Source organism: Serratia sp. CY55921 (assembly GCF_052167655.1).
In the GTDB taxonomy this organism is placed as follows: Bacteria; Pseudomonadota; Gammaproteobacteria; order Enterobacterales; family Enterobacteriaceae; genus Serratia; species Serratia ureilytica.
Window position 1 is genome coordinate 122,725 of record NZ_JBJNMU010000007.1, and the last position, 18,644, is coordinate 141,368.

An 18,644-nucleotide genomic window follows, 5' to 3' on the forward strand; every position below is an offset into this window, starting at 1 on the left:
GGAACAACGGCCTGGCCTGAATATGACAGCGCTTAACCCAGCGTCGGCATGCTGAATTCGGACACCGTCTGCTGCCCGGCCGGCCAACGTGCGGTGGCGGTCTTCATGCGCGTGTAGAAGCGCACGCCATCGGTGCCGTGCACGTTCAACGCGCCGAACACCGAGCGCTTCCAGCCGCCGAAGCTGTGGAACGCCATCGGCACCGGTACCGGCACGTTGACGCCGACCATCCCGGCCTGCACTTCTTGCACGAACTGGCGCGCGTAGTGGCCGCTGCCGGTAAAGATGGCGCTGCCGTTGCCGAACTCGTGGCCGTTCACCGTGTCGATGGCGGTACGGTAGTCCGGCACCCGCACGATGCCCAGCACCGGCCCGAAGATCTCTTCGCGGTAGATGCGCATGTTCGGCTTCACATGGTCGAACAGCGTGCCGCCGACGTAGTAGCCTTCAGGATAGCCCGACACCTGATAATTGCGGCCGTCGGCCACCAGGGTGGCGCCTTCCTCCACGCCCAGATCGATGTAGCCCAGCACCTTTTTCTGGTGAGCGGACGACACCAGCGGCCCCATTTCATTCTCTTCGCCACCCTGCTGCAAGCCTGGCCCGACGCGCAGCTGCGCGATCAGCGGCTTCAGTTTGGCGATCAGTTTATCGGCGGTGTCGTCACCGACCACCACGGCGATCGGCAGCGCCATGCAGCGCTCGCCGGCAGAGCCGAACGCGCCGCCCATCAACGCGTTGACCGTGGCGTCCAGATCGGCGTCCGGCATGACGATCGCCTGGTTCTTCGCTGCGCCAAAGGCCTGTACCCGCTTGCCGTGTGCGCTGGCGGTGGTATAGATATGTTCCGCCACGGTAGAGGAGCCGACGAAGCTCACCGCCTGAATGCGCGGATCGGTGCACAGCTGCGCTGCGTCTTCATTGGCGCAGTGCACCACGTTGAACACGCCGTCCGGCAGGCCGGCTTCTTTCAGCAGCTCCGCCAAGCGCACCGAGGCCGAAGGTACCAGCGCCGGCGGCTTGAGGATAAAGGTGTTGCCGCAGGCCAGCGCGATGGGGAACATCCACATCGGCACCATCGCCGGGAAGTTGAACGGGGTAATGCCCGCCACCACGCCCAGCGGCTGCATCAGCGAGAAGCTGTCGACGCCGCTGCCGACATCAGATGAGTACTCGCCCTTGATCAGATGCGGGATGCCGCAGGCAAATTCGACCACTTCCATGCCGCGCGTCAGTTCGCCCAGCGCATCCGAATACACTTTGCCGTGCTCACTGACGATAAGCTCGGCCAACTCGTCGCGGTGCTGTTCCAGCAACGCCTTGAAATTGAACATGATGCGCGCGCGGCGCAGCGGCGTGGTACGCGACCAGTCGGCGAACGCCCGATGCGCCACGTCGATGGCCTGTTTGACTTCGGCGGCGGTGCTCTGCGTGACGCGCCGCTCAACCTGCCCGCTGGCCGGGTTGTGCACGTCAACGGTTTGATTGCTGCTGCTCAGGCACACCTGCCCGTCAATAAAATTACCCACGGTTTTCATGTCACGCCCTCTTTTCAAGTCCGCTGTCGCCTGGCCACTCACAGGCGGCGCGGCGTTAATCGTCCCGCTCGCCAAACTCCGTCGACAAGCCGGCTACATCCTGACCGGATGCAGCAAACTCTATTTCATTGAAAAAAAAGTTTCAAATAAATTGTTTTGAAAAATTTATTTTTAGTGCGTGAGGTCGCAATTTTGCGGTGTCGATCGGGTTGGCGCTTTCATTACCGCGCCAATCAAGGCGCGGTTTCGCAGGAGAGTCCATCGCTAATGCACACTGACTTTGCTACAGAAAATCCGCACTGCGCCTGACCTGCGGCCGTTACCGCCTCCCTCCGAGCGCCCAAGGCGCCCGGATCGCTCGCGACGGTTTTTTTTGAACTGGATCTAAAAATCAATATTCCATTATTCACTAATTATGAAATAAATGTTCTTGTTTGTTCCAGCATTTATCAACGACATCGCCTTGATGACAGGCACGGTTCACACCCTTCCGCTCGCCCTCTTCCCGACACCCCAACCGTGCGGACGGAAGCCAGGATAAAAATCGGAGCAACACATGTCATATCAGCGTAAGCACAATACCGGTTACATATTGCGAATTTGCGGCATCGCCGCCCTGGGCGGCATTCTGTTCGGCTACGACACCGCCGTGATCTCCGGCGCGATCGAAGCGTTGAAAACCTATTTCAATCTCAGCCCGGCCGAAACCGGCTGGGCCGTCTCCAACGTGGTGATCGGCTGCGTGGTCGGCGCCTTCGCCGCCGGGCCGCTGGCGGCGCGCTGGGGCCGTAAAAAAGCGCTGATGCTGGCGGCGCTGCTGTTCACCGTTTCCGCCGTCGGCGCCGCATTGGCCCCGACCTTCACCTGGTTCGTCATTTACCGCATCATTGGCGGGCTGGCGGTCGGCATCGCCGCCACCGTGTCGCCGATGTACATGTCGGAAGTGTCGCCGAAAGACATGCGCGGGCGGGCGCTCAGCATGCAGCAGTTCGCCATCGTCTTCGGTCAGATCGTGATTTTCTACGTCAACTTCAAAATCGCCAGCCTCGCCAGCGAAGCCTGGCTGGTGGAAATGGGCTGGCGCTGGATGTTCGCCTCGGGCGTGATCCCCTGCATTCTGTTCTGCATCCTGGTGTTCGTCATTCCTGAATCGCCGCGCTGGAACGTGATGATGGGCCGCGACGATCAGGCGCTGGCGATGTTGACCAAGGTCTCCAACGCCGCCCACGCGCAGAATCTGCTGAAAGAAATCAAAGACTCGCTGCAGCAGGATCAACAGCAGCAGCACCGGAAGCTGAACTACGGCGATGTGCGGGTGCGTTTCATCCTGTTCGTCGGCTGTATGATCGCCATGCTGCAACAGGTCACCGGCGTTAACGTGATGATGTACTACGCGCCGGTGGTGCTGAAAACCGTCACCGAAAACGCGCAGGAAGCGCTGTTCCAGACCATCTGGATCGGCGTGCTGCAGCTGGTCGGTTCGGTCATCGGCGCCATGCTGATGGATCGCATGGGCCGCATTCCGTTGATGCGTTACGGCACGCTGGGCGCCATCGCGGGCCTGCTGCTCACCTCGTACGCGCTCTACACCCAGGCCACCGGCTATTTCGCGCTGTTCGGCATGCTGTTCTTCATGGTGTTTTATGCGCTCTCCTGGGGCGTCGGCGCCTGGGTGCTGGTGTCGGAGATCTTCCCGAACCGCATGCGCGCACAGGGGATGAGCATCGCCGTCGGCTGCATGTGGGTCGCCAACTTCGCGGTGTCGCAGTCGTTCCCGATGATCAACGATCACCCTTACCTGTTCTCGCATTTCCACGGCGCCTTCCCGATGTGGATCTTCGCCGCCTGCTGCCTGTTCAGCTACTGGTTTATCGGCCGCTATATCCCAGAAACCAAAGGCGTCTCGCTGGAAAAAATGGAGCAGGTGGTGTTGGCCAAACGCCACCGCCAATCCCAGCCCGAAGGCAAGCCGCTGCCGCTGGAAAACGGCAAATCCTGATCTCTCAACCCTGACCGCTGGAGTCATGCCCATGAACATTGCGCTGGACCGCTTCTGCATTAACCGCAAGATCGCGCCGAATCTCGATCTGGACAATTTTTTCCGCCTGGTGAAACGCTGCGGGCTCAGCAAAGTCGAGCTGCGCAACGACATGCCCAGCGGCAAGGTGACCGACGATCTGAGCGACGCGCAGCTCAACGCGCTCGCCGCGCAATACGGCATCGAGATCGTCACGATCAACGCCCTCGGCAGGTTCAATCTGATGGATGACCCGGCGGTGCTGCAACAGCGCGCCGAAGCGATGCTGGCGCAGGCGCAGGCCATCCGCAGCCGGGCGCTGGTGCTATGCCCCCACTGCAGCGCCGACGACACGCGCAGCGAGCAGCAAAAACGCGACGACACCCTCGCGGCGTTGCGGCTGCTGGCACCGCTGTTTGCCCGCTATGGCGTACAGGGATACGTCGAACCGCTGGGCTTCGGCATCAGCTCGCTGCGATCGTCGCTGCTGACCCAGGCGCTCATCCGCGACTCGGGCGCGCCGTACCGCATCGTGCTCGATACGTTCCACCACTATCTGAGCGGCGTGACGCAGGCCGACTTTGACGCGCAGATCCAGGTGGCGCAGATCGGCCTGGTGCATCTGTCCGGCGTGGAGGACGGGCGGGATAAAAGCGCGCTGAGCGACGAAGAGCGCATCATGCTGAGCGAGGGCGATCGGCTGGAGAGCCGCCGCCAGGTGCAGAACCTGGAACGCCTGGGCTACACCGGCGTCTATGCTTTCGAACCGTTCTCTTCACAGCTGGACCGCTGGAGCGAGGCGGATATCGAACGGGAAATCCGCCAGAGCATCGCCCTGCTGCAAGGGTAAACAAAACGGCCTCCGCGGAGGCCGTTTTTCATGGCGTTACTTCAGGTTGCCGACCACCAGCTGATGGCGCTCATTGTAAAACTTACGGTAGGCCAGATAGCAGGCGATGATGGTCGACAGGCTGGCGGTGGAAAGCAGCATGAAGGTCACCATAATCTGATATTTGATCGCTTTCACCGGATCGATGCCGGCGAAGATCAGCCCGGACATCATGCCCGGCAGGCTGACCAGCCCAACGGTTTTCGCCGAGTCGACGGTCGGGATCAGCGAAGCGCGGATGCTGTCGCGGATCAGCGCCGCCGACGCGAACTTGGGCGTCGCCCCCAGGCTGAGCATCTCCTGAATCTTCTGCTGCTCGCTTTTGAAACGCTGGCCGAGGTTGGTATAGCACAGCCCCACCGCCACCATGGCGTTGCCGGCGATCATCCCGGAGATGGGGATCACCTGCATCGGCGTAAATTCGATGGAGCCGGTCAACACCAGCACCGCCAGCGTCAGCACCGCGCCGGTGGTGATGGCGATAAACGACGTCACGAACGCGTGTTCGACGTACTTGCTGCGTTTCTTGGCGTTGTAGGCCGCGTTAAAGCAGATGAACAGCACCATCAACACGGTGAGAACGGCGTTATCCAGGTCGAAAATATACTTCAGCACGTAGCCGACGATGATCAGCTGCACCACCGCGCGGCAGATGCTCCAGATGATGTCCTTTTCCAGCGCCAGCTTTTCCCGGTGGCTGATCAGGATGGCGACCACCACCAGCACCATCGACAAGCCCAAGGATTCGTTGGTGATATTATGCTGATTCATGCTGTTGCTCCTGTGGCTCGGCGCCGTGCGCGCGCAGGGTGATCACCTCGTCCGCATGCGCTATCTCTTCGGTATCGTGCGTCACCCACAGCACCGCCAGCCGGTGTTCCGCCACCAGCTGATGCACGATTTCGTTGACGTTGCGCTTATTTTCCTCGTCCAACGCGCTGGTGATCTCATCGAGCAACAGCACCCGCGGCATAAACTGCAGGTTGCGGATCAGGGACACGCGCTGCTTCTCCCCGCCGGACAGTTCATTGATGCTTTTCGTCAGCATCGCCTCCGGCAGGCCGAAACGCGCCAGATCGGCCTTCATTTTTCGCTCGGCCGGCGGTTCCTGGCGGATCTGATACGGCAGCGCCAGATTGTCGTAAACCGTATTGCCGAACAGCGCCGGCGTCTGGAAGCAATAAGAGACCTGCTTGCGATACGCCTCCGGCGACATCTCGTCGATCGCCTGGCCGTCAAAATAGAGGCTTCCGCTGGTCGGATTCATTAAGGAAGAGATGATTTTCAGCAGCGTGCTTTTTCCGCAGCCGGAAGGCCCGGTGATCAGTTTGAACTCGCCCTCACCCAACGTGAAAGAGACGGAGTCCAGGATCACCTGGCGGTCTATTTGATAATGAATATCATCCAATCTCAGTATGTCTTTCTTTTCCTTCATTACGATGCCGGCTCCCTACACCTGTTCCCGTCTGAGCGATAAGTATATGGCTGCAAAAAACATCTTAGCAATGCCTGTACGGATGGCAGCGAACGAAGAGGGAGGATTGACGGAGCGAAACGCCCCGTCAAATGATAAATTTAATTAATGATTAGCTGTAGGAATAGTCAAAAGCGACCGCCAGGGTCGAATCACTCTTTTTTTATCGCTGCCTGTTCGTCGCAGCTGTACCAGCGGAGAGAATTGTTGATGCTGCGGTGGGTGCAGTGAACCTTGCCCTCCTTTTCCAGCGCCAGCAGCAGGGTGCGGGTGGTATAAATATTTTCGCCGCATTTATCCGCCAGCTCGCGCGTCTTCGGCCACTGTTCCGGCGGGGGATGGTGGCCCCCAGATCCTTCCACACGCTCCCTGCACAATCCTTGCAACACATTCAGCATCAGCGATTTTCTGCTTTCAAACGTTTTCGGCGCCTTGGCCATAGCATTCCTCCTGAGTGGTTACTGCTGAGCACCCCGCTCACGGCTGCACGTCAGCGATGCGCAGGGTGTAAATCATGGTGGCATTCGGGGGGATCGCCGGCGGGCTGCCCTGCTTGCCGTACGCCAGCGCCGGCGGCACCGCCAGCGTGATCGAGCCGTGGCGCTGCAGCTTCTCGATAGCGGCGCGAAACAGCGGCGGATAGCGCGTCAATGGCTGCGAGATCACTGTCCCCGCCAGCTCCATATCTTTGACCACCCGGCCGTCGGTCAGGCTTTCGCGCACCACGATATCCACCCGATCGTCGGCGCCGATCGCGCCGCTGCCGGCATAGTCCACCCGATAGTAGAAACCGAGTGCATCCCGCTTTACCCCTTCCTGGCGGGCGAAATCGGCCAGATAGGCCTTGCCGTCCAGGGGAGGAGCCTGTGTCTGCTGCAAACGCTGCTGAGCCGCGCGCAGCGCGCCGTCGATGGCGGCCTCATCCAGCCGCAACCGCCCGGCCAGGGTATCGGCGATGCCGGCCAGCAAAAGCTGCCGGTCTGCCTCCAGCCCCGCGCGCCGGTTCTCCTGCTGCAGATGCAAAATGTCGCGCCCCAGAGACACGCCGGCGGCATACGCCTGTTTGTCCGCCTCGCTGGCCAGCACCGGGGCCTCAGCCGCCTGCCGCCGCTCAGCCAGCAAGGTGTCTACCCGCTGTCGTTGCTGTGCCAACTGCGCCGTCAAGCTTGCGCTGCGCTGTTCGGCCCGCGTGAGCGAAGCGGCCAGCGCGGTGACCTCAGGCAACGGCGCAACGGCCTGCCGCAACGCCTTCAGGGCATCGGCCAGTGGCCGAATATCGACATCGGTCCGCTCGCTTTTCGGCGCCGCGGCGGCCTGAGCCGCCGCCAACTGGCGCTCCAGCTGACGGATTTTCTCCGCCTGCTGTTGTACAGAGTGCTTCAGAGAAGTTAAACGAGCGCCGTCTGCCCCCGCGACGGCGGCCGGTTTGGCGGCCGGTGCGGGCGCCGGTTTACGCGCGGTTTCCTCCTTGAGCGCGGCCGGCGGAGCCTGCCGCTGTTCGGCAAATTTCAACAGGGCGGGAATGCCGTCGTCAGCGGCGCAAACGGCGCCGCTCAGCGCCAACAGCCAAAGCCCCATCGCCCATCTTTGCGCGCATCGCTTCATGGCTACAGATTCTCGACCCGGTTGGACAGATCGGACATCAGCTCATGTTCAACGTCGGCGCAGAATTTCTCGGTTTTATATTGATAAAGAGCATCAATCGCTTTACGGGTGCTTTCATCCACATTGCCGCGCACGCCGGCATATCCGGAAGCGTTGGAAAGCAGACCGTTAAAATAGGCAATGCGTTTTTGGTAACTCTGCGGATTAATATTTTTTAATGAGTTAACCCGTTGCTGGCAAAGCGCGATACGTTGTTCATCGGATTTATCATTAGGATTGTTCTGTGAAATTTTTTTCACGGAATTCAGGTTTGTCTTGCTACCGCCCACGCAGCCTGACAGCGACATGACAGACAGTAAAAATATAGCAGAAACTACCGTGCGGCGGCCGCCGCAAGCATTAATCATCGTTATCATTCCGTTTATAATCCTTTAATTGTCACTTAGGTCATCATTATGTGGCGAACGGCAACAGCACATGCCTTAATTTGATTAATCAAAATGGGTTAGGCAGTGAAAAATCCCTATACCGCAGTGCGATAGAATAATTCACTACCGATGACATTGTTATTTAATTGTTAATGAATTAGACCTAAACGCGGGCTAAACACGAATAAAAAAACCAATCCCTTAGGAGAAGAAAACCACGAAACAACAATAAAAACAATAGATTATGTTTTATATTTTGTTTCTAAAGGGAAATTCATCATCTGCTGCCTCAGGGCGATATTAGCAAAACAATATGGCGAATTGTAGGTATCAGCCTATTTCCCCCGATCTAATATCTCGCATATCGTTATTTATATAGTGATTTATACTGGATAATATTTGTATACGATCTATTGGTTTTAAAGCAAATATATTTCTTTTTCCTTTTGGTTTTATATTCTGAATTTGACTTAATTTAATAAAATCTATTTCCAAGCAATACTATTATTTGCAAGAATATTCCCAGCAACACGCCACACGTAAAACTCGTATTTTATTTACCAGAAAATCCATTGTCGATTTTCCCAATCTCGTTATTTCTCATAAATAACGGATGTTGGCGTATTGCCCAGAGCAAAAGGATCTGGCTCCAACCGTACGGCCGGCGACATGACGTTGCCGCCGCTGCGGGGGATTTAGATGTGCTGTTCTTTTTATTTAAAAACTCTCTACAGGAACCTGAGAAATGAAACTGAATAAATTAATGCTGGCAACCGTGATTGCTTTCGCTTCTGCATCTGTTGCTCACGCCGCATCTAATCAGGGCAGCGGTAAAGTCACCTTTACCGGCGAAATTATCGATGCGCCATGCAGCGTCGCGCCGGAATCCGTTGACCAAACCGTACCAATGGGCCAGATCAGCAGCCGCATCCTGGCTAACCAGGGTAAATCCAGCATGCAACCTTTCAACATCGAACTGAAAGATTGCTCCATCTCCACCATGAAAAACGTCAAGGTGACCTTTACCGGCACGCCTGATCCGGTCAACAACAAACTGCTGGCCCTGAGCGGCACGGCAACCGGCGCCGGCATCGTGATCTACGACAACCTGCACTCCAAGGAAGTGGAACTGGGCACGGCGACCGACGGTCAGGGCCTGAACAACGGCGACAACTCGCTGAAATTCGCCGCTTACCTGCAGGGCAGCAGCGCCTCCGCCGCCGTGGTGCCGGGCGACTTCACCAGCGTGGCCAACTTCACCCTGGCTTACCTGTAATACCCCACAGGGGATGTCTCAGGGCATCCCCCGCTTGATTGCATGCCGACGAGAGCGGCAAGGGAACAGGGCAAGACAGGGAGACGCCAGCATGACTATCCGCCTTTGCGGCCTGTTGCTCATCGCGCTCAGCGTAGGCAGCGCGGCGGCGGCAGTGAAAAATCAGGGCCACGGCAAAGTCAGCCTGGGCGGCACCATCGTTGAAACGCCGTGCGGCATCGCCAGCGACAGCCTGGATCAAACCGTCGATTTCGGTCTGATCTCCATGACCGATGCCTCGCAGGACGGGCAATCGGTGCTGATCGGCAGCCGCCGTCATTTCACGATCAAACTGGTGAACTGCGAACTGGCCAGCCAGGTGAAGCCTGACTTCATCTATCGCGCAGCCAACGTCACCTTCGACGGCACCGCCGACAGCCGGGATCCTTCCCTGCTGGGCGTTTACGGCGAGGCGCAGGGCGTGGCTATCGAGCTGTTGACCGATGCCGGCACCCCGATCCCGCTCGGCAGCACGACGGCGGATTACCAGATCGTCGCCGGCGACAACACGCTGCGTTTTGGCGCGCAGTTGCGCCTGCATCCCGATAAGGCACGGGCGGGCGGCTTCAGCTCTCTGGCCAAATTCACCCTGTCTTATCTCTAGCGCCGGCGGGCGCTGCACAGCATTACGTATTCAGGTCGCACGGATGACCTGCTATTGGGCGCGGACTTGCCATGAGTGATTATGCTATGACGTCATTACTGACACGGAAACACCTACCTCTTCTCGTCATTCTATCTTTCCTCTGGGTGCGTCCGGCATTTTCCGCCACGGAATTCAATACCGACGTCCTGGATATCGGCGAGCGCAGCAAAGTGGATCTTTCGCGTTTCTCCGATGCCGACTACGTCATGCCCGGCGCTTATTTGCTGGACATCAAGATCAACCAGAAAACGCTGCCCCAGCGCAGCATTCAGTATTTCCCGTCGCCGGATAACAAGAGCGGCAGCCAGGTGTGCCTGCCGCCTGATCTGGTGGAAAAAATGGCGCTGAAAGAAGAAGCGGCCAAAAAAGTCACCCTGTGGCACGACAACCAGTGCGCCGACATTCGCGGCATCAAAGGCGCGACCGTCTCCGATCGCATCGGCGGCGGCGTGCTGGCGATCACCATCCCGCAGGCGTGGATGAAATACTCCGATCCCGACTGGACGCCGCCCGAGCAGTGGGACGACGGCATTCCCGGCCTGCTGCTGGACTACAACCTGAGCGGCCAGTTAGGCAAGCAGAATCACAACAACAACACCGCCCAGAACCTGAGCAGCTACGGCACGCTGGGCGCCAACCTGGGCCCTTGGCGCCTGCGCGCGGACTACCAGGCCAATTACAATCAGCAGGCCGGCGATCGCAGCACCGGCTTCGACTGGAACCAGATCTACGCCTACCGCGCGCTGCCGATGCAGGCCGCCAAGCTGACACTGGGTGAGATTTATCTCGACTCCGGGGTGTTCGACGCCTATCGCTTCACCGGCCTCAATCTGGCCAGCGACGAGCGCATGCTGCCGCCGAACCTGCAGGGCTACGCGCCGGAAGTGCGCGGCATCGCCAAGAGCAACGCCAAGATCACCGTCTCGCAGGAAGGCCGCACGCTGTACGAAACCACCGTGCCCGCCGGGCCGTTCGCCATTCAGGATCTCAACAGCTCGGTGCGCGGCAAGCTGGACGTCAAGGTGGAAGAGCAGGACGGCACCGTCTCGACCTTCCAGGTGGATACCGCCACCATTCCGTACCTGACCCGCCCGGGCTACGTGCGCTACAACGTGGCGCTCGGCAAAACCTCGGCCTACGACCACCGCACCCAGGGCCCGCTGTTTTCCGCCAGCGACTTCTCCTGGGGGCTGAGCAACGCCTGGTCGCTGTATGGCGGGGCGCTGCTCGGCGGCGACTATAACGCCTGGGCGCTCGGCCTCGGCCGCGATCTGAACGTGTTCGGCGCCATGTCGTTGGACGTCACCCAGTCGATCGCCCGTCTGCCCGGCGAGCCGACCGCCAGCGGCATGTCGTTCAAGCTCAACTACGCCAAACGGTTCGATGAGCTGAACAGCCAGATCACCTTCGCCGGCTACCGCTTCTCGCAGCGCAAGTTCATGAACATGTCGCAGTACCTGCAGGAGCGTTACGGCGATTACGACAAGAATTACAACGGCCGCCAGAAAGAGCTGTACACCATCACCGCCAGCAAAACCTTTATGGCGGAAGACAGCGCCAAGGCGATCACCGCCTACCTGACCTACTCGCACCAGACCTATTGGGATGCGCGAACCCAGGACCGTTACGGGCTGTCGGCCAGCAAGCTGTTCAGCGTCGGCGATATCAGCAACATCACCGCCTCGCTGTCGGCTTACCGCACCTATTACCAGGGCCGCACCGACGACAGCGTGATGCTCAACTTCACCGTGCCGATCGGCGACCGTCGGCGCGTCGGTTATGCGCTGCAAACCAACAACGGCGATGTCACGCAGACCGCGTCGTACAACGACTACAGCGATCCGGACAATACCTGGCAGGTCAGCGGCGGCTTTAATCAGTCCGGCAAATCGCTGGCGCGCGGGTACTACACCCACAACGCCTCGTTTGGCTCGCTGAACGCCAGCGCCTCTTACCAGCAGGACAGCTACTCGTCGATCGGTGGCTCGTTCCGCGGCGGCCTCACTGCGACCCGGCACGGCATCGCGGCGCATCAGAACTCGAGCAACGGCGGCAGCCGCATGATGCTCGACACCGACGGCATCGCCGGCGTGCCGATCAACAACGGCCGCGCCTACAGCAACCGTTTCGGGCTGGCGGTGATTTCCGACATCACCAGCTACTACAACACCGACACCCGCATCGACGTCAACAAGCTGGCGGACGACGTCGAGGCCACTCGCGCCGTGGTGCAAGGCACGCTGACCGAAGGCGCCATCGGCTACCGCCACTTCGAGGTGGTGAAAGGCAGCAAGCTGTTGGCCACCATTCGCCTCGCGGACGGCAGCGAACCGCCGTTCGGCGCCGCGGTGCTGAGCGAGAAAGGCCGCGAGGTCGCGGTGGTCAACGACGGCGGCTCGGTTTACCTGACCGGCGTGCAGCCGGAGGAAAAACTGGACGTCGCCTGGGAAGGCCAACGCCGCTGCCGCATCGTGATCCCCGGCGCCGCCAAGCCGCTGGACCAGCTGCTGCTGCCGTGCGCCACCCTGTAATCCGTAACGCTGAGAAATAATGACATGAACAAACACCCGATAACGCTACTGACCGCCGCCGGCCTGGCCCTGAGCGCCGTACTGCCCACCGCCGACGCGGCGATATCGCTGGATCGCACGCGCGCCGTTTATGTGAGCGACGCCAAATCGATCAGCCTGAATATCGTCAACGAAAACAAAGAGCTGCCCTTCCTGGCGCAGTCCTGGCTGGAGAACGAGCAGCACCAGAAAATCACCTCGCCGCTGGTGGTGCTGCCGCCGCTGCAGCGCGTGGAACCAAGCGAGCGCAGCGTGGTGCGCATCACCAAGACGCCGGAGGCGGATCGCCTGCCACAGGATCGCGAGTCGGTGTTCTACTTCAACCTGCGCGAAATTCCGCCGAAAAGCACCAAAACCAACGTGATGCAGCTGGCGCTGCAAACGCAGATCAAACTGTTCTATCGACCGAAAGCCATCGTCGCGCCCAAGGGCCAGGTGTGGCAGGAAAAGCTGGTGTTCCGTAAAAGCGGCGGCGCCATCACCGTCGACAACCCGACGCCGTTTTACATCACCCTGACCGGCATGACGCGGCAGACGCAAAAACAGGGCGGCGGCGCGATCGGCGGTTTTCAGCCGCTGATGCTGAAGCCGAAATCCAGCGAAAGCCTCAAGCTGCAAGAGACCGGCATGAACAGCTTCGTCATCACCTACATCAACGACTACGGCGGCCATCCGGAGCTGCGCTTCGTCTGCAATGGCGGCGTTTGCACCGCCGTGCCCGAGAAAAAATAAGGAGGTCCAGCATGGCTGAATTCACCGATCGACTGCGCCCGCTGCTGCTCGGCGCACTGCTGTGCGGCGGCGGCGCGATGGCGGCAACGCCGCTGGGCGTGATCGAAGGCACCACCGGCACCGTCAGCTTTCACGGCGGCCTGCTCAGCTCTCCCTGCAGCCTGACGCCGGACAGCCGGGATCAGTCCGTCGATCTGGGCGACATCAGCGCACGCGACTTCCGCAACGCTGGCGATCGCAGCGCGCCGGTGCGTTTTCGCCTCTCGTTCCGCAACTGCCTGCTGGGCGCGCGCGCGCTGGCGGATAACCCGGCCGGCCCGCGCAACGGCGACGCCGGCCGCCTCTACCTGCAGGGAGAGCAGGCCGCCACGCTGGTTTTTCTCGGCGAAAGCGATGTCGATAACCCATCGCTGCTGAAGCTGAACGGCGGCGTGCAGGGCATCGGCCTGCGGCTGCAAGACCAACAAGGCCAGGCGCTGGAGCTGAATCAACGCAGCCGCCCTTACATTCTGCAACCCGGTAGCAACACCCTGTGGTTCAGCGCCAGCGTGGAATCCACCCAGCGGGCGGTGATGGCGGCCGGGTTCGCTGCCGTGGCGCACATTCAGGTGATTTACCTGTGAGGCTCGAGAACGCGATGAAAACACAACTGACCAAACTCTGCCTGCCGCTGGCGATCGCGCTGGCGGCCCCCGCCGCCTGGGCCAACGGCTACGTCACGCCGGACGGCGGCCCCAAACAGTTCTATATCGATCTGAATCAAAGCAACATCACCAACCAGGTGGGGTTCACCAAACAGTTTCCCTATTCATTAGGCGGTACCTATACCGGCAAGGCCTACTGCGATACGCCGATCCCCCGAAGCCCGCACTTTTACAAGTCGGATTCGGCGCTGCCCCCCTCTGACTACGGCAACGGCTTCTTGCAGTTGAACGACTTCCTGGATTTAAAAGCCGAAGTGTGGATTGCAGGTAATAAGAAGGCCTATGTCACGGTGCCTTTTTACAACGAATCCAACGAGTATCCCAATCACAGTTGCTCACCGCCCTATGTGCAGGTCAACAACTATGAAAGCGGTTCAAAAGGCCGCATCACCTTCCGGGTGCGCAAAAAGATCATCAACGGCGTCGAGATTAACGATCGGCAGATCATCGAGATGTTCGGCCGCCTCGGCTCGACCGACGGCGGTTTCGGCCCCAATCCGATGGCGCAGGTGTTTATCCAGTCCGCGATCCTTTACGTGCCGGATAAATGCGTAGTGAACGAAGGCCAGCTGATCAACGTGGAGTTCGGCGAAATCGGCGGCAGCGATCTCAACGGCTCGAACTATCCGCAAAGCATTCCGGTGCGCTTCCAGTGCGAGGGCGGCAGCTTCGAGGACGGCACGCTGAACATCAAGCTGGCGGTGTCGGGCACGGCGGCCGCCTTCAGCAACGAGGTGTTCAAAACCGACAAGAACGATCTCGGCATCCGGCTGACGCACAACGGCCAGTTGGTCATTCCGAACGAGTTTTACCCGGTGCCGAACATCGGCAACGGCGGCTCCTGGAACCTGGTGGCGGCGCCGTTCGCCAACGGCGGCGCGGAGATCGGCGAAGGGGAATTCAACGCGTCGGCCACCATCGTGGCGGCATTCCAGTAACCGAGGGAGGAACGGAAAATGCGTCTACGCGCTTTAGCGCTGCTCAGCTGCGCGTCCTGGTGGTTTGCCGCCATGCCGGCGGCGGCGAACACCGAGCTTATCGGCGCGCCGGTGCAGTTCCACGGCACCGTGGTGAGCCGGCCGTGCAATATCGAACCGCAGTCCGCCGATCAGCTGGTGGAGATGGGCACGGTGATCGTCAAAACCCTGTACCGCTACGGCCATACCACGCCGGTGCCGTTCAGCATCAAGCTGACCGACTGCAAGACCACGGTGTTCAAATCCGTCAGCGTGACCTTCAGCGGCACCGAAGACGGAGAGATGCCGGGCAAGCTGGCGATCAACAACGGCGCGAACGGCGCCGCCATCGCCCTGTTCGATCATCAGGGCGCAGACATCGATTTGAATAAGGCCACCAGCGCCGTCGCGCTGCAAAACGGCCCCAACAGCCTGAACTTCACCGCCTATGTGCAAGGGCGGCCCAGCGCGATTCAAAACCAAAGCATTACCGAAGGCGAATTCACGTCCATCGCCAATTTTGTGCTGGCGTACCAATAAGCCTCGCACCGTCCCAGGGAAATCAGGAAAACGACCGGCGCGCGAACGCCGGCGATGGGCCGTCACCGTTTGCTCCGGCGCGGCGCCACGGCTTTTTAAGGAGTCACCCATGCCAGATATTCGCTTCACGCTGTTCGACAGCGATAACTTCTACCAGCAGGGGCTGCGTCTGCTGCTGCAGGACTATCTGCACTCCCTGAACGAATGCCACCGCCGGTACCCGCAGTTCTCGCCGCTGGCGCTGCAGGCGTTGGATAACATCGAAATCGTGTTCCGCACGCCGGAAGAGCGCTGGGGCTGCGCCTGTTGTTATCAAAGCCCTCACGGCGTTCCGCGCCAGCGGCAGCTGACCCTGCTGATCCTCGACGACGCGACCCAGCAACAGGTGAAAAACCTGCCGCCGCTGTTCAGCATCCATCGGCGCGATTCGGCCTACGCCATTCGCCTCAAGCTGCAGATGGCGTTGGAAAAGTTCATCCTGCATCCGTGGGTGGCGCTGCACGCCGCCGGCCAGTGGAAATGCCAGGCTTGCCGCATCGCCGCGCTCAGCCACTGCGAGAAAAAGGTGCTGGGTTTGATGAGCAGCGGCATGTCCGCCTGCAGCATCGCCGGCCTGCTGCAGCGCAGCCAGAAAACCATCAGCGCCCATAAGCGTTCGGCGATGCGCAAGCTCAACGTGCGTAAAAACAGCGAGCTGAATAAGGTGCTGCTGAATCAGCGCGGGCTGAGTTGACTGACAACGGACTCGCGAGTGCCGACAGAGTGGTTTACTCTGAATACTCATTTTTGCACTGCACAGCGAGCCGGAATGCATGCCCAGAACAGCCCAAGTCGTTGACGTCCCCGCCCTCGGCGAGATTGACCGCCAGGCGGGGCAGCTAAGCCACCAACTGGCGCAGGCACTGCGCCGGGCCATCCACAAAGGCGATCTGAAAGCGGGCGATCTGCTGCCTTCGACGCGCCGGCTGTCGGCGGCGCTGAATCTGGCGCGCGGCACGGTATTGGAGGCGTTTGCTCAGCTGACGGCGGAAGGCTTTCTTGAACCGCAGCCCGGCTCCGGCACCCGGGTCGCCCACTATCAGGCGCCGCGCCGCACGCCACACGCCACGGTGCAAACCGCTCCGGCCACAGCCGTGCCGCTTTCTTCACAGGCGCAGCATCTGGCGCGTTTTGCCGCCCAGGCGCGGGCGCTGCCGTCGGTGCCATTCACCGTGTCGGTCCCGATCGGCGATACCGCGCCCGACGATATCTGGCGGCGGCTCGGCAACCGCATCCGGGCGCGCGGCCCCGGCGCCCCATCCGGCTATGGCGATCCGTTGGGCGCCCTGCCGCTGCGCGAAGCCATCTGCGATTATGTGCGCCGTTCCCGCTCGGTAAACTGCACGCCGCAGCAAATCCTCATCACCGCCGGCACCCAGCAGGGACTGTATCTGGCCGCGCAGATCCTGTTGGACGCCGGCGACAGCGCCTGGGTCGAGGACCCCGCCTACGCCGGCATCACCGCCCTTTTTAACAGCCTGTTTCGCGATCGACACATGATCAGAGTGCCTGTCGCCGACGACGGCATCGACGTCGCCGCCGGCGTGCGCCTGGCCGCCGACGCCCGAGCCGCTTTTGTCACGCCGTCTCATCAATATCCGCTGGGCATGCCGATGAGCATGGCGAAAAGAAGCGCCCTGCTGGCCTGGGCCAGAGAACGGCAGGCCTGGATCGTGGAAGACGATTACGACAGCGAGATGCGCTACGCCGGCCACCCGTTCCCTTCGCTGCAAGGGTTGGCGCCCGAGCGGACGCTCTATCTCGGCACCTTCAGCAAGGTGCTGTTCCCTTCGCTGCGATTGGGTTACGCCATCGTGCCGCCGCCGCTGGTCGACGCCTTTTGCGGCGCCCGGATCCTGATGGATCGTCACCCGCCCAGCGCAGATCAACACGTACTGGCCGCCTTTATCGCCGAAGGGTATCTCGACCGGCATATCCGCAAAATGCGCGGCGTCTACGCCGAGAAACGCCGGGTGCTGATCGAGGCGATCAACGCGCGCATCCCGGCCGAATTGGGGAGGGTGCAGCCCTGCGATCAGGGCATGCACATGGTGCTGTGGCTGAGGAAAGATCTCGACGACGTGCAGGTCGCCCAGCAGGCCAACGAAGCCGGATTGGCGCTGCGGGCGGTATCGCCGATGTATGCGCCCGGCCACGGTGAGCCGGGTCTGGTGCTGGGGTTGGGCGGTTACGATGACCGCCAGGTGCAGCAGGCGGTAGAACGACTCGGCGAGGTGATCCGCGCCTGCGCCCGCAACGGGGCCTAGCGAGAAAAGCGCTTGGCGCCGAACACGCAAACCACCACGCCGGCCATCACGGCGATCATCATCGGCTGGACGGTTTCCTGCAGCAGCCAGCCCGCCAGCGCCAGGCCGAAGAACGGCTGCAGCAGCTGCAATTGCCCGACGGCGGCGATGCCGCCCTGCGCCAGGCCGCGATACCAGAAGATAAAGCCGATCCACATGCTGAACACCGAGACGTAAGCCAGCGACAGCCAGGCGGCGCCGCTGACGACGGGCCAAGCGGCCGGTGCCGCCCACCATGCGGCCGCCAGCGTCAACGGCAACGCCGCCACCAGCGCCCAGGAGATCACCTGCCAGCCGCCGATCCGGCGCGACAGCACCGCGCCTTCGGCATAACCCAAACCGCACAGCAGCACCGCGCCGACCATCAGCGCATCTCCCTGCCAGGCGCCGCCGCTCCCCTGGCTCAGCGCGAACGCCCCCACCAGCGCGGCGCCAATGCCCGAAAAAGCCCAAAAAGCGGGCTTGGGGCGCTCACCGCCGCGCAAGACGCCAAAACCGGCGGTCGCCAGCGGCAGCAGGCCGATATACACCAGCGAATGCGCCGAGGTGGTGTGCTGCAGCGCCAGCGCCGTCAGCAGCGGAAAACCGATGACCACGCCGAGCGCTACAAACAGCAACGGCGGCAAATCGGCCCGCGTCGGCCGCGCCTGGCGAGTGATCCGCAGCGCGCACAGGGCCAGCAAAGCGGCGATCGCCGCCCTGATCGCCGTCAGAAACAGCGGATCGAGCTCCAGCACCGCCACCCGGGTGGCGGGCAACGAGCCGCTGAAGATAATCATGCCGAGGAAACCGTTCATCCAGCCCTGAGCCGAATGCCCGACGGCGGGATGAGCAGGGGTAACAACAAGCGTTTTTTCAGACTGACTGTCCATCATGCGAATGCTC

18 protein-coding genes are annotated in these 18,644 nt (G+C 60.8%); 11 read left to right on the forward strand and 7 right to left on the reverse strand.

Annotated features, from left to right (window positions below; genetic code table 11):
• Positions 1 to 32: 32 nt before the first annotated feature.
• Positions 33 to 1,538, reverse strand: a complete 1,506-nt coding sequence (locus ACJ8M3_RS22440; RefSeq protein ID WP_089197535.1) for a CoA-acylating methylmalonate-semialdehyde dehydrogenase — start codon at positions 1,536 to 1,538, stop codon at positions 33 to 35.
• Between the two features lie 556 nt (positions 1,539 to 2,094).
• Here ACJ8M3_RS22440 and ACJ8M3_RS22445 point away from each other — a divergent pair.
• A complete protein-coding gene (locus tag ACJ8M3_RS22445) occupies positions 2,095 to 3,537 on the forward strand; it encodes a sugar porter family MFS transporter (RefSeq protein ID WP_069100672.1) in 1,443 nt (480 codons plus the stop codon).
• Positions 3,538 to 3,568: 31 nt separating this feature from the next.
• The gene (locus ACJ8M3_RS22450; RefSeq protein ID WP_069100671.1) at positions 3,569 to 4,405 is read left to right on the forward strand and encodes a TIM barrel protein; all 837 of its coding nucleotides are present in this window, start codon (positions 3,569 to 3,571) and stop codon (positions 4,403 to 4,405) included.
• A gap of 36 nt (positions 4,406 to 4,441) precedes the next feature.
• On the opposite strand, the gene fetB is transcribed toward ACJ8M3_RS22450, so the two are convergent.
• From fetB to ACJ8M3_RS22475, 5 genes are all read right to left on the reverse strand, one after another.
• The gene (gene fetB / locus ACJ8M3_RS22455) at positions 4,442 to 5,215 is read right to left on the reverse strand and encodes an iron efflux ABC transporter permease subunit FetB (protein ID WP_033645324.1); all 774 of its coding nucleotides are present in this window, start codon (positions 5,213 to 5,215) and stop codon (positions 4,442 to 4,444) included.
• On the reverse strand, positions 5,202 to 5,879 hold the full coding sequence (fetA, locus tag ACJ8M3_RS22460; RefSeq protein WP_033645325.1) for an iron efflux ABC transporter ATP-binding subunit FetA: 678 nt from the start codon (positions 5,877 to 5,879) through the stop codon (positions 5,202 to 5,204). Before fetA ends, fetB begins: the two co-directional genes overlap by 14 nt.
• Positions 5,880 to 6,070: 191 nt before the next feature.
• Entirely contained in the window at positions 6,071 to 6,358 is a 288-nt protein-coding gene (locus ACJ8M3_RS22465; RefSeq protein WP_004930885.1) for a FaeA/PapI family transcriptional regulator, read from the reverse strand.
• A gap of 37 nt (positions 6,359 to 6,395) precedes the next feature.
• Positions 6,396 to 7,496, reverse strand: coding sequence for an FKBP-type peptidyl-prolyl cis-trans isomerase N-terminal domain-containing protein (locus tag ACJ8M3_RS22470; protein WP_230358742.1), 1,101 nt, complete (start codon positions 7,494 to 7,496; stop codon positions 6,396 to 6,398).
• 29 nt (positions 7,497 to 7,525) lie between these two features.
• Positions 7,526 to 7,939 (reverse strand): hypothetical protein, encoded by a 414-nt coding sequence (locus ACJ8M3_RS22475; RefSeq protein ID WP_033645328.1) that lies wholly within the window; start codon positions 7,937 to 7,939, stop codon positions 7,526 to 7,528.
• Between the two features lie 757 nt (positions 7,940 to 8,696).
• On the opposite strand from ACJ8M3_RS22475, the gene ACJ8M3_RS22480 reads away from it, so the two are divergent.
• The 9 genes from ACJ8M3_RS22480 (at position 8,697) to pdxR (ending at position 17,720) form a co-directional block, all read left to right on the forward strand.
• Positions 8,697 to 9,227 carry a fimbrial protein gene (locus tag ACJ8M3_RS22480; RefSeq protein WP_033645329.1) on the forward strand — a complete coding sequence of 177 codons (531 nt, stop codon included), beginning with the start codon at positions 8,697 to 8,699 and terminating at the stop codon, positions 9,225 to 9,227.
• 91 nt (positions 9,228 to 9,318) lie between these two features.
• Positions 9,319 to 9,870 carry a fimbrial protein gene (locus ACJ8M3_RS22485; protein ID WP_033645330.1) on the forward strand — a complete coding sequence of 184 codons (552 nt, stop codon included), beginning with the start codon at positions 9,319 to 9,321 and terminating at the stop codon, positions 9,868 to 9,870.
• A gap of 71 nt (positions 9,871 to 9,941) precedes the next feature.
• A complete protein-coding gene (locus ACJ8M3_RS22490) occupies positions 9,942 to 12,443 on the forward strand; it encodes a fimbria/pilus outer membrane usher protein (protein ID WP_033645331.1) in 2,502 nt (833 codons plus the stop codon).
• Between the two features lie 24 nt (positions 12,444 to 12,467).
• Complete coding sequence (locus ACJ8M3_RS22495; protein ID WP_033645332.1) at positions 12,468 to 13,214, forward strand: fimbrial biogenesis chaperone; 747 nt, start codon at positions 12,468 to 12,470, stop codon at positions 13,212 to 13,214.
• Positions 13,215 to 13,225: 11 nt separating this feature from the next.
• Positions 13,226 to 13,837 (forward strand): fimbrial protein, encoded by a 612-nt coding sequence (locus ACJ8M3_RS22500; protein WP_089197537.1) that lies wholly within the window; start codon positions 13,226 to 13,228, stop codon positions 13,835 to 13,837.
• 14 nt (positions 13,838 to 13,851) lie between these two features.
• Complete coding sequence (locus tag ACJ8M3_RS22505) at positions 13,852 to 14,856, forward strand: fimbrial protein (RefSeq protein WP_033651772.1); 1,005 nt, start codon at positions 13,852 to 13,854, stop codon at positions 14,854 to 14,856.
• A gap of 18 nt (positions 14,857 to 14,874) precedes the next feature.
• Entirely contained in the window at positions 14,875 to 15,414 is a 540-nt protein-coding gene (locus ACJ8M3_RS22510) for a fimbrial protein (protein WP_033645335.1), read from the forward strand.
• A 109-nt stretch (positions 15,415 to 15,523) separates the two neighbouring features.
• On the forward strand, positions 15,524 to 16,147 hold the full coding sequence (locus ACJ8M3_RS22515) for a LuxR C-terminal-related transcriptional regulator (RefSeq protein ID WP_033645336.1): 624 nt from the start codon (positions 15,524 to 15,526) through the stop codon (positions 16,145 to 16,147).
• A 79-nt stretch (positions 16,148 to 16,226) separates the two neighbouring features.
• The gene (gene pdxR / locus ACJ8M3_RS22520) at positions 16,227 to 17,720 is read left to right on the forward strand and encodes a MocR-like pyridoxine biosynthesis transcription factor PdxR (RefSeq protein WP_033645337.1); all 1,494 of its coding nucleotides are present in this window, start codon (positions 16,227 to 16,229) and stop codon (positions 17,718 to 17,720) included.
• On the opposite strand, the gene ACJ8M3_RS22525 is transcribed toward pdxR, so the two are convergent.
• Positions 17,717 to 18,631 (reverse strand): DMT family transporter, encoded by a 915-nt coding sequence (locus tag ACJ8M3_RS22525; protein ID WP_033645389.1) that lies wholly within the window; start codon positions 18,629 to 18,631, stop codon positions 17,717 to 17,719. The two genes, pdxR and ACJ8M3_RS22525, sit on opposite strands and share 4 nt — an antisense overlap.
• Positions 18,632 to 18,644 lie beyond the last annotated feature (13 nt).

Bases quoted from the DNA above. Each gene is read 5' to 3' on its own strand.
- ACJ8M3_RS22445 (WP_069100672.1), top strand. From the start codon at position 2,095: ATGTCATATCAGCGTAAGCACAATACCGGTTACATATTGCGAATTTGC.
- pdxR (WP_033645337.1), top strand. From the start codon at position 16,227: ATGCCCAGAACAGCCCAAGTCGTTGACGTCCCCGCCCTCGGCGAGATT.
- ACJ8M3_RS22515 (WP_033645336.1), top strand. From the start codon at position 15,524: ATGCCAGATATTCGCTTCACGCTGTTCGACAGCGATAACTTCTACCAG.
- ACJ8M3_RS22480 (WP_033645329.1), top strand. From the start codon at position 8,697: ATGAAACTGAATAAATTAATGCTGGCAACCGTGATTGCTTTCGCTTCT.
- fetA (WP_033645325.1), bottom strand. From the start codon at position 5,879: ATGAAGGAAAAGAAAGACATACTGAGATTGGATGATATTCATTATCAA.
- ACJ8M3_RS22465 (WP_004930885.1), bottom strand. From the start codon at position 6,358: ATGGCCAAGGCGCCGAAAACGTTTGAAAGCAGAAAATCGCTGATGCTG.
- ACJ8M3_RS22495 (WP_033645332.1), top strand. From the start codon at position 12,468: ATGAACAAACACCCGATAACGCTACTGACCGCCGCCGGCCTGGCCCTG.
- ACJ8M3_RS22475 (WP_033645328.1), bottom strand. From the start codon at position 7,939: ATGATAACGATGATTAATGCTTGCGGCGGCCGCCGCACGGTAGTTTCT.
- ACJ8M3_RS22470 (WP_230358742.1), bottom strand. From the start codon at position 7,496: ATGGGGCTTTGGCTGTTGGCGCTGAGCGGCGCCGTTTGCGCCGCTGAC.
- ACJ8M3_RS22510 (WP_033645335.1), top strand. From the start codon at position 14,875: ATGCGTCTACGCGCTTTAGCGCTGCTCAGCTGCGCGTCCTGGTGGTTT.
- ACJ8M3_RS22485 (WP_033645330.1), top strand. From the start codon at position 9,319: ATGACTATCCGCCTTTGCGGCCTGTTGCTCATCGCGCTCAGCGTAGGC.
- ACJ8M3_RS22500 (WP_089197537.1), top strand. From the start codon at position 13,226: ATGGCTGAATTCACCGATCGACTGCGCCCGCTGCTGCTCGGCGCACTG.
- ACJ8M3_RS22525 (WP_033645389.1), bottom strand. From the start codon at position 18,631: ATGGACAGTCAGTCTGAAAAAACGCTTGTTGTTACCCCTGCTCATCCC.
- ACJ8M3_RS22490 (WP_033645331.1), top strand. From the start codon at position 9,942: ATGAGTGATTATGCTATGACGTCATTACTGACACGGAAACACCTACCT.
- ACJ8M3_RS22505 (WP_033651772.1), top strand. From the start codon at position 13,852: ATGAAAACACAACTGACCAAACTCTGCCTGCCGCTGGCGATCGCGCTG.
- fetB (WP_033645324.1), bottom strand. From the start codon at position 5,215: ATGAATCAGCATAATATCACCAACGAATCCTTGGGCTTGTCGATGGTG.
- ACJ8M3_RS22440 (WP_089197535.1), bottom strand. From the start codon at position 1,538: ATGAAAACCGTGGGTAATTTTATTGACGGGCAGGTGTGCCTGAGCAGC.
- ACJ8M3_RS22450 (WP_069100671.1), top strand. From the start codon at position 3,569: ATGAACATTGCGCTGGACCGCTTCTGCATTAACCGCAAGATCGCGCCG.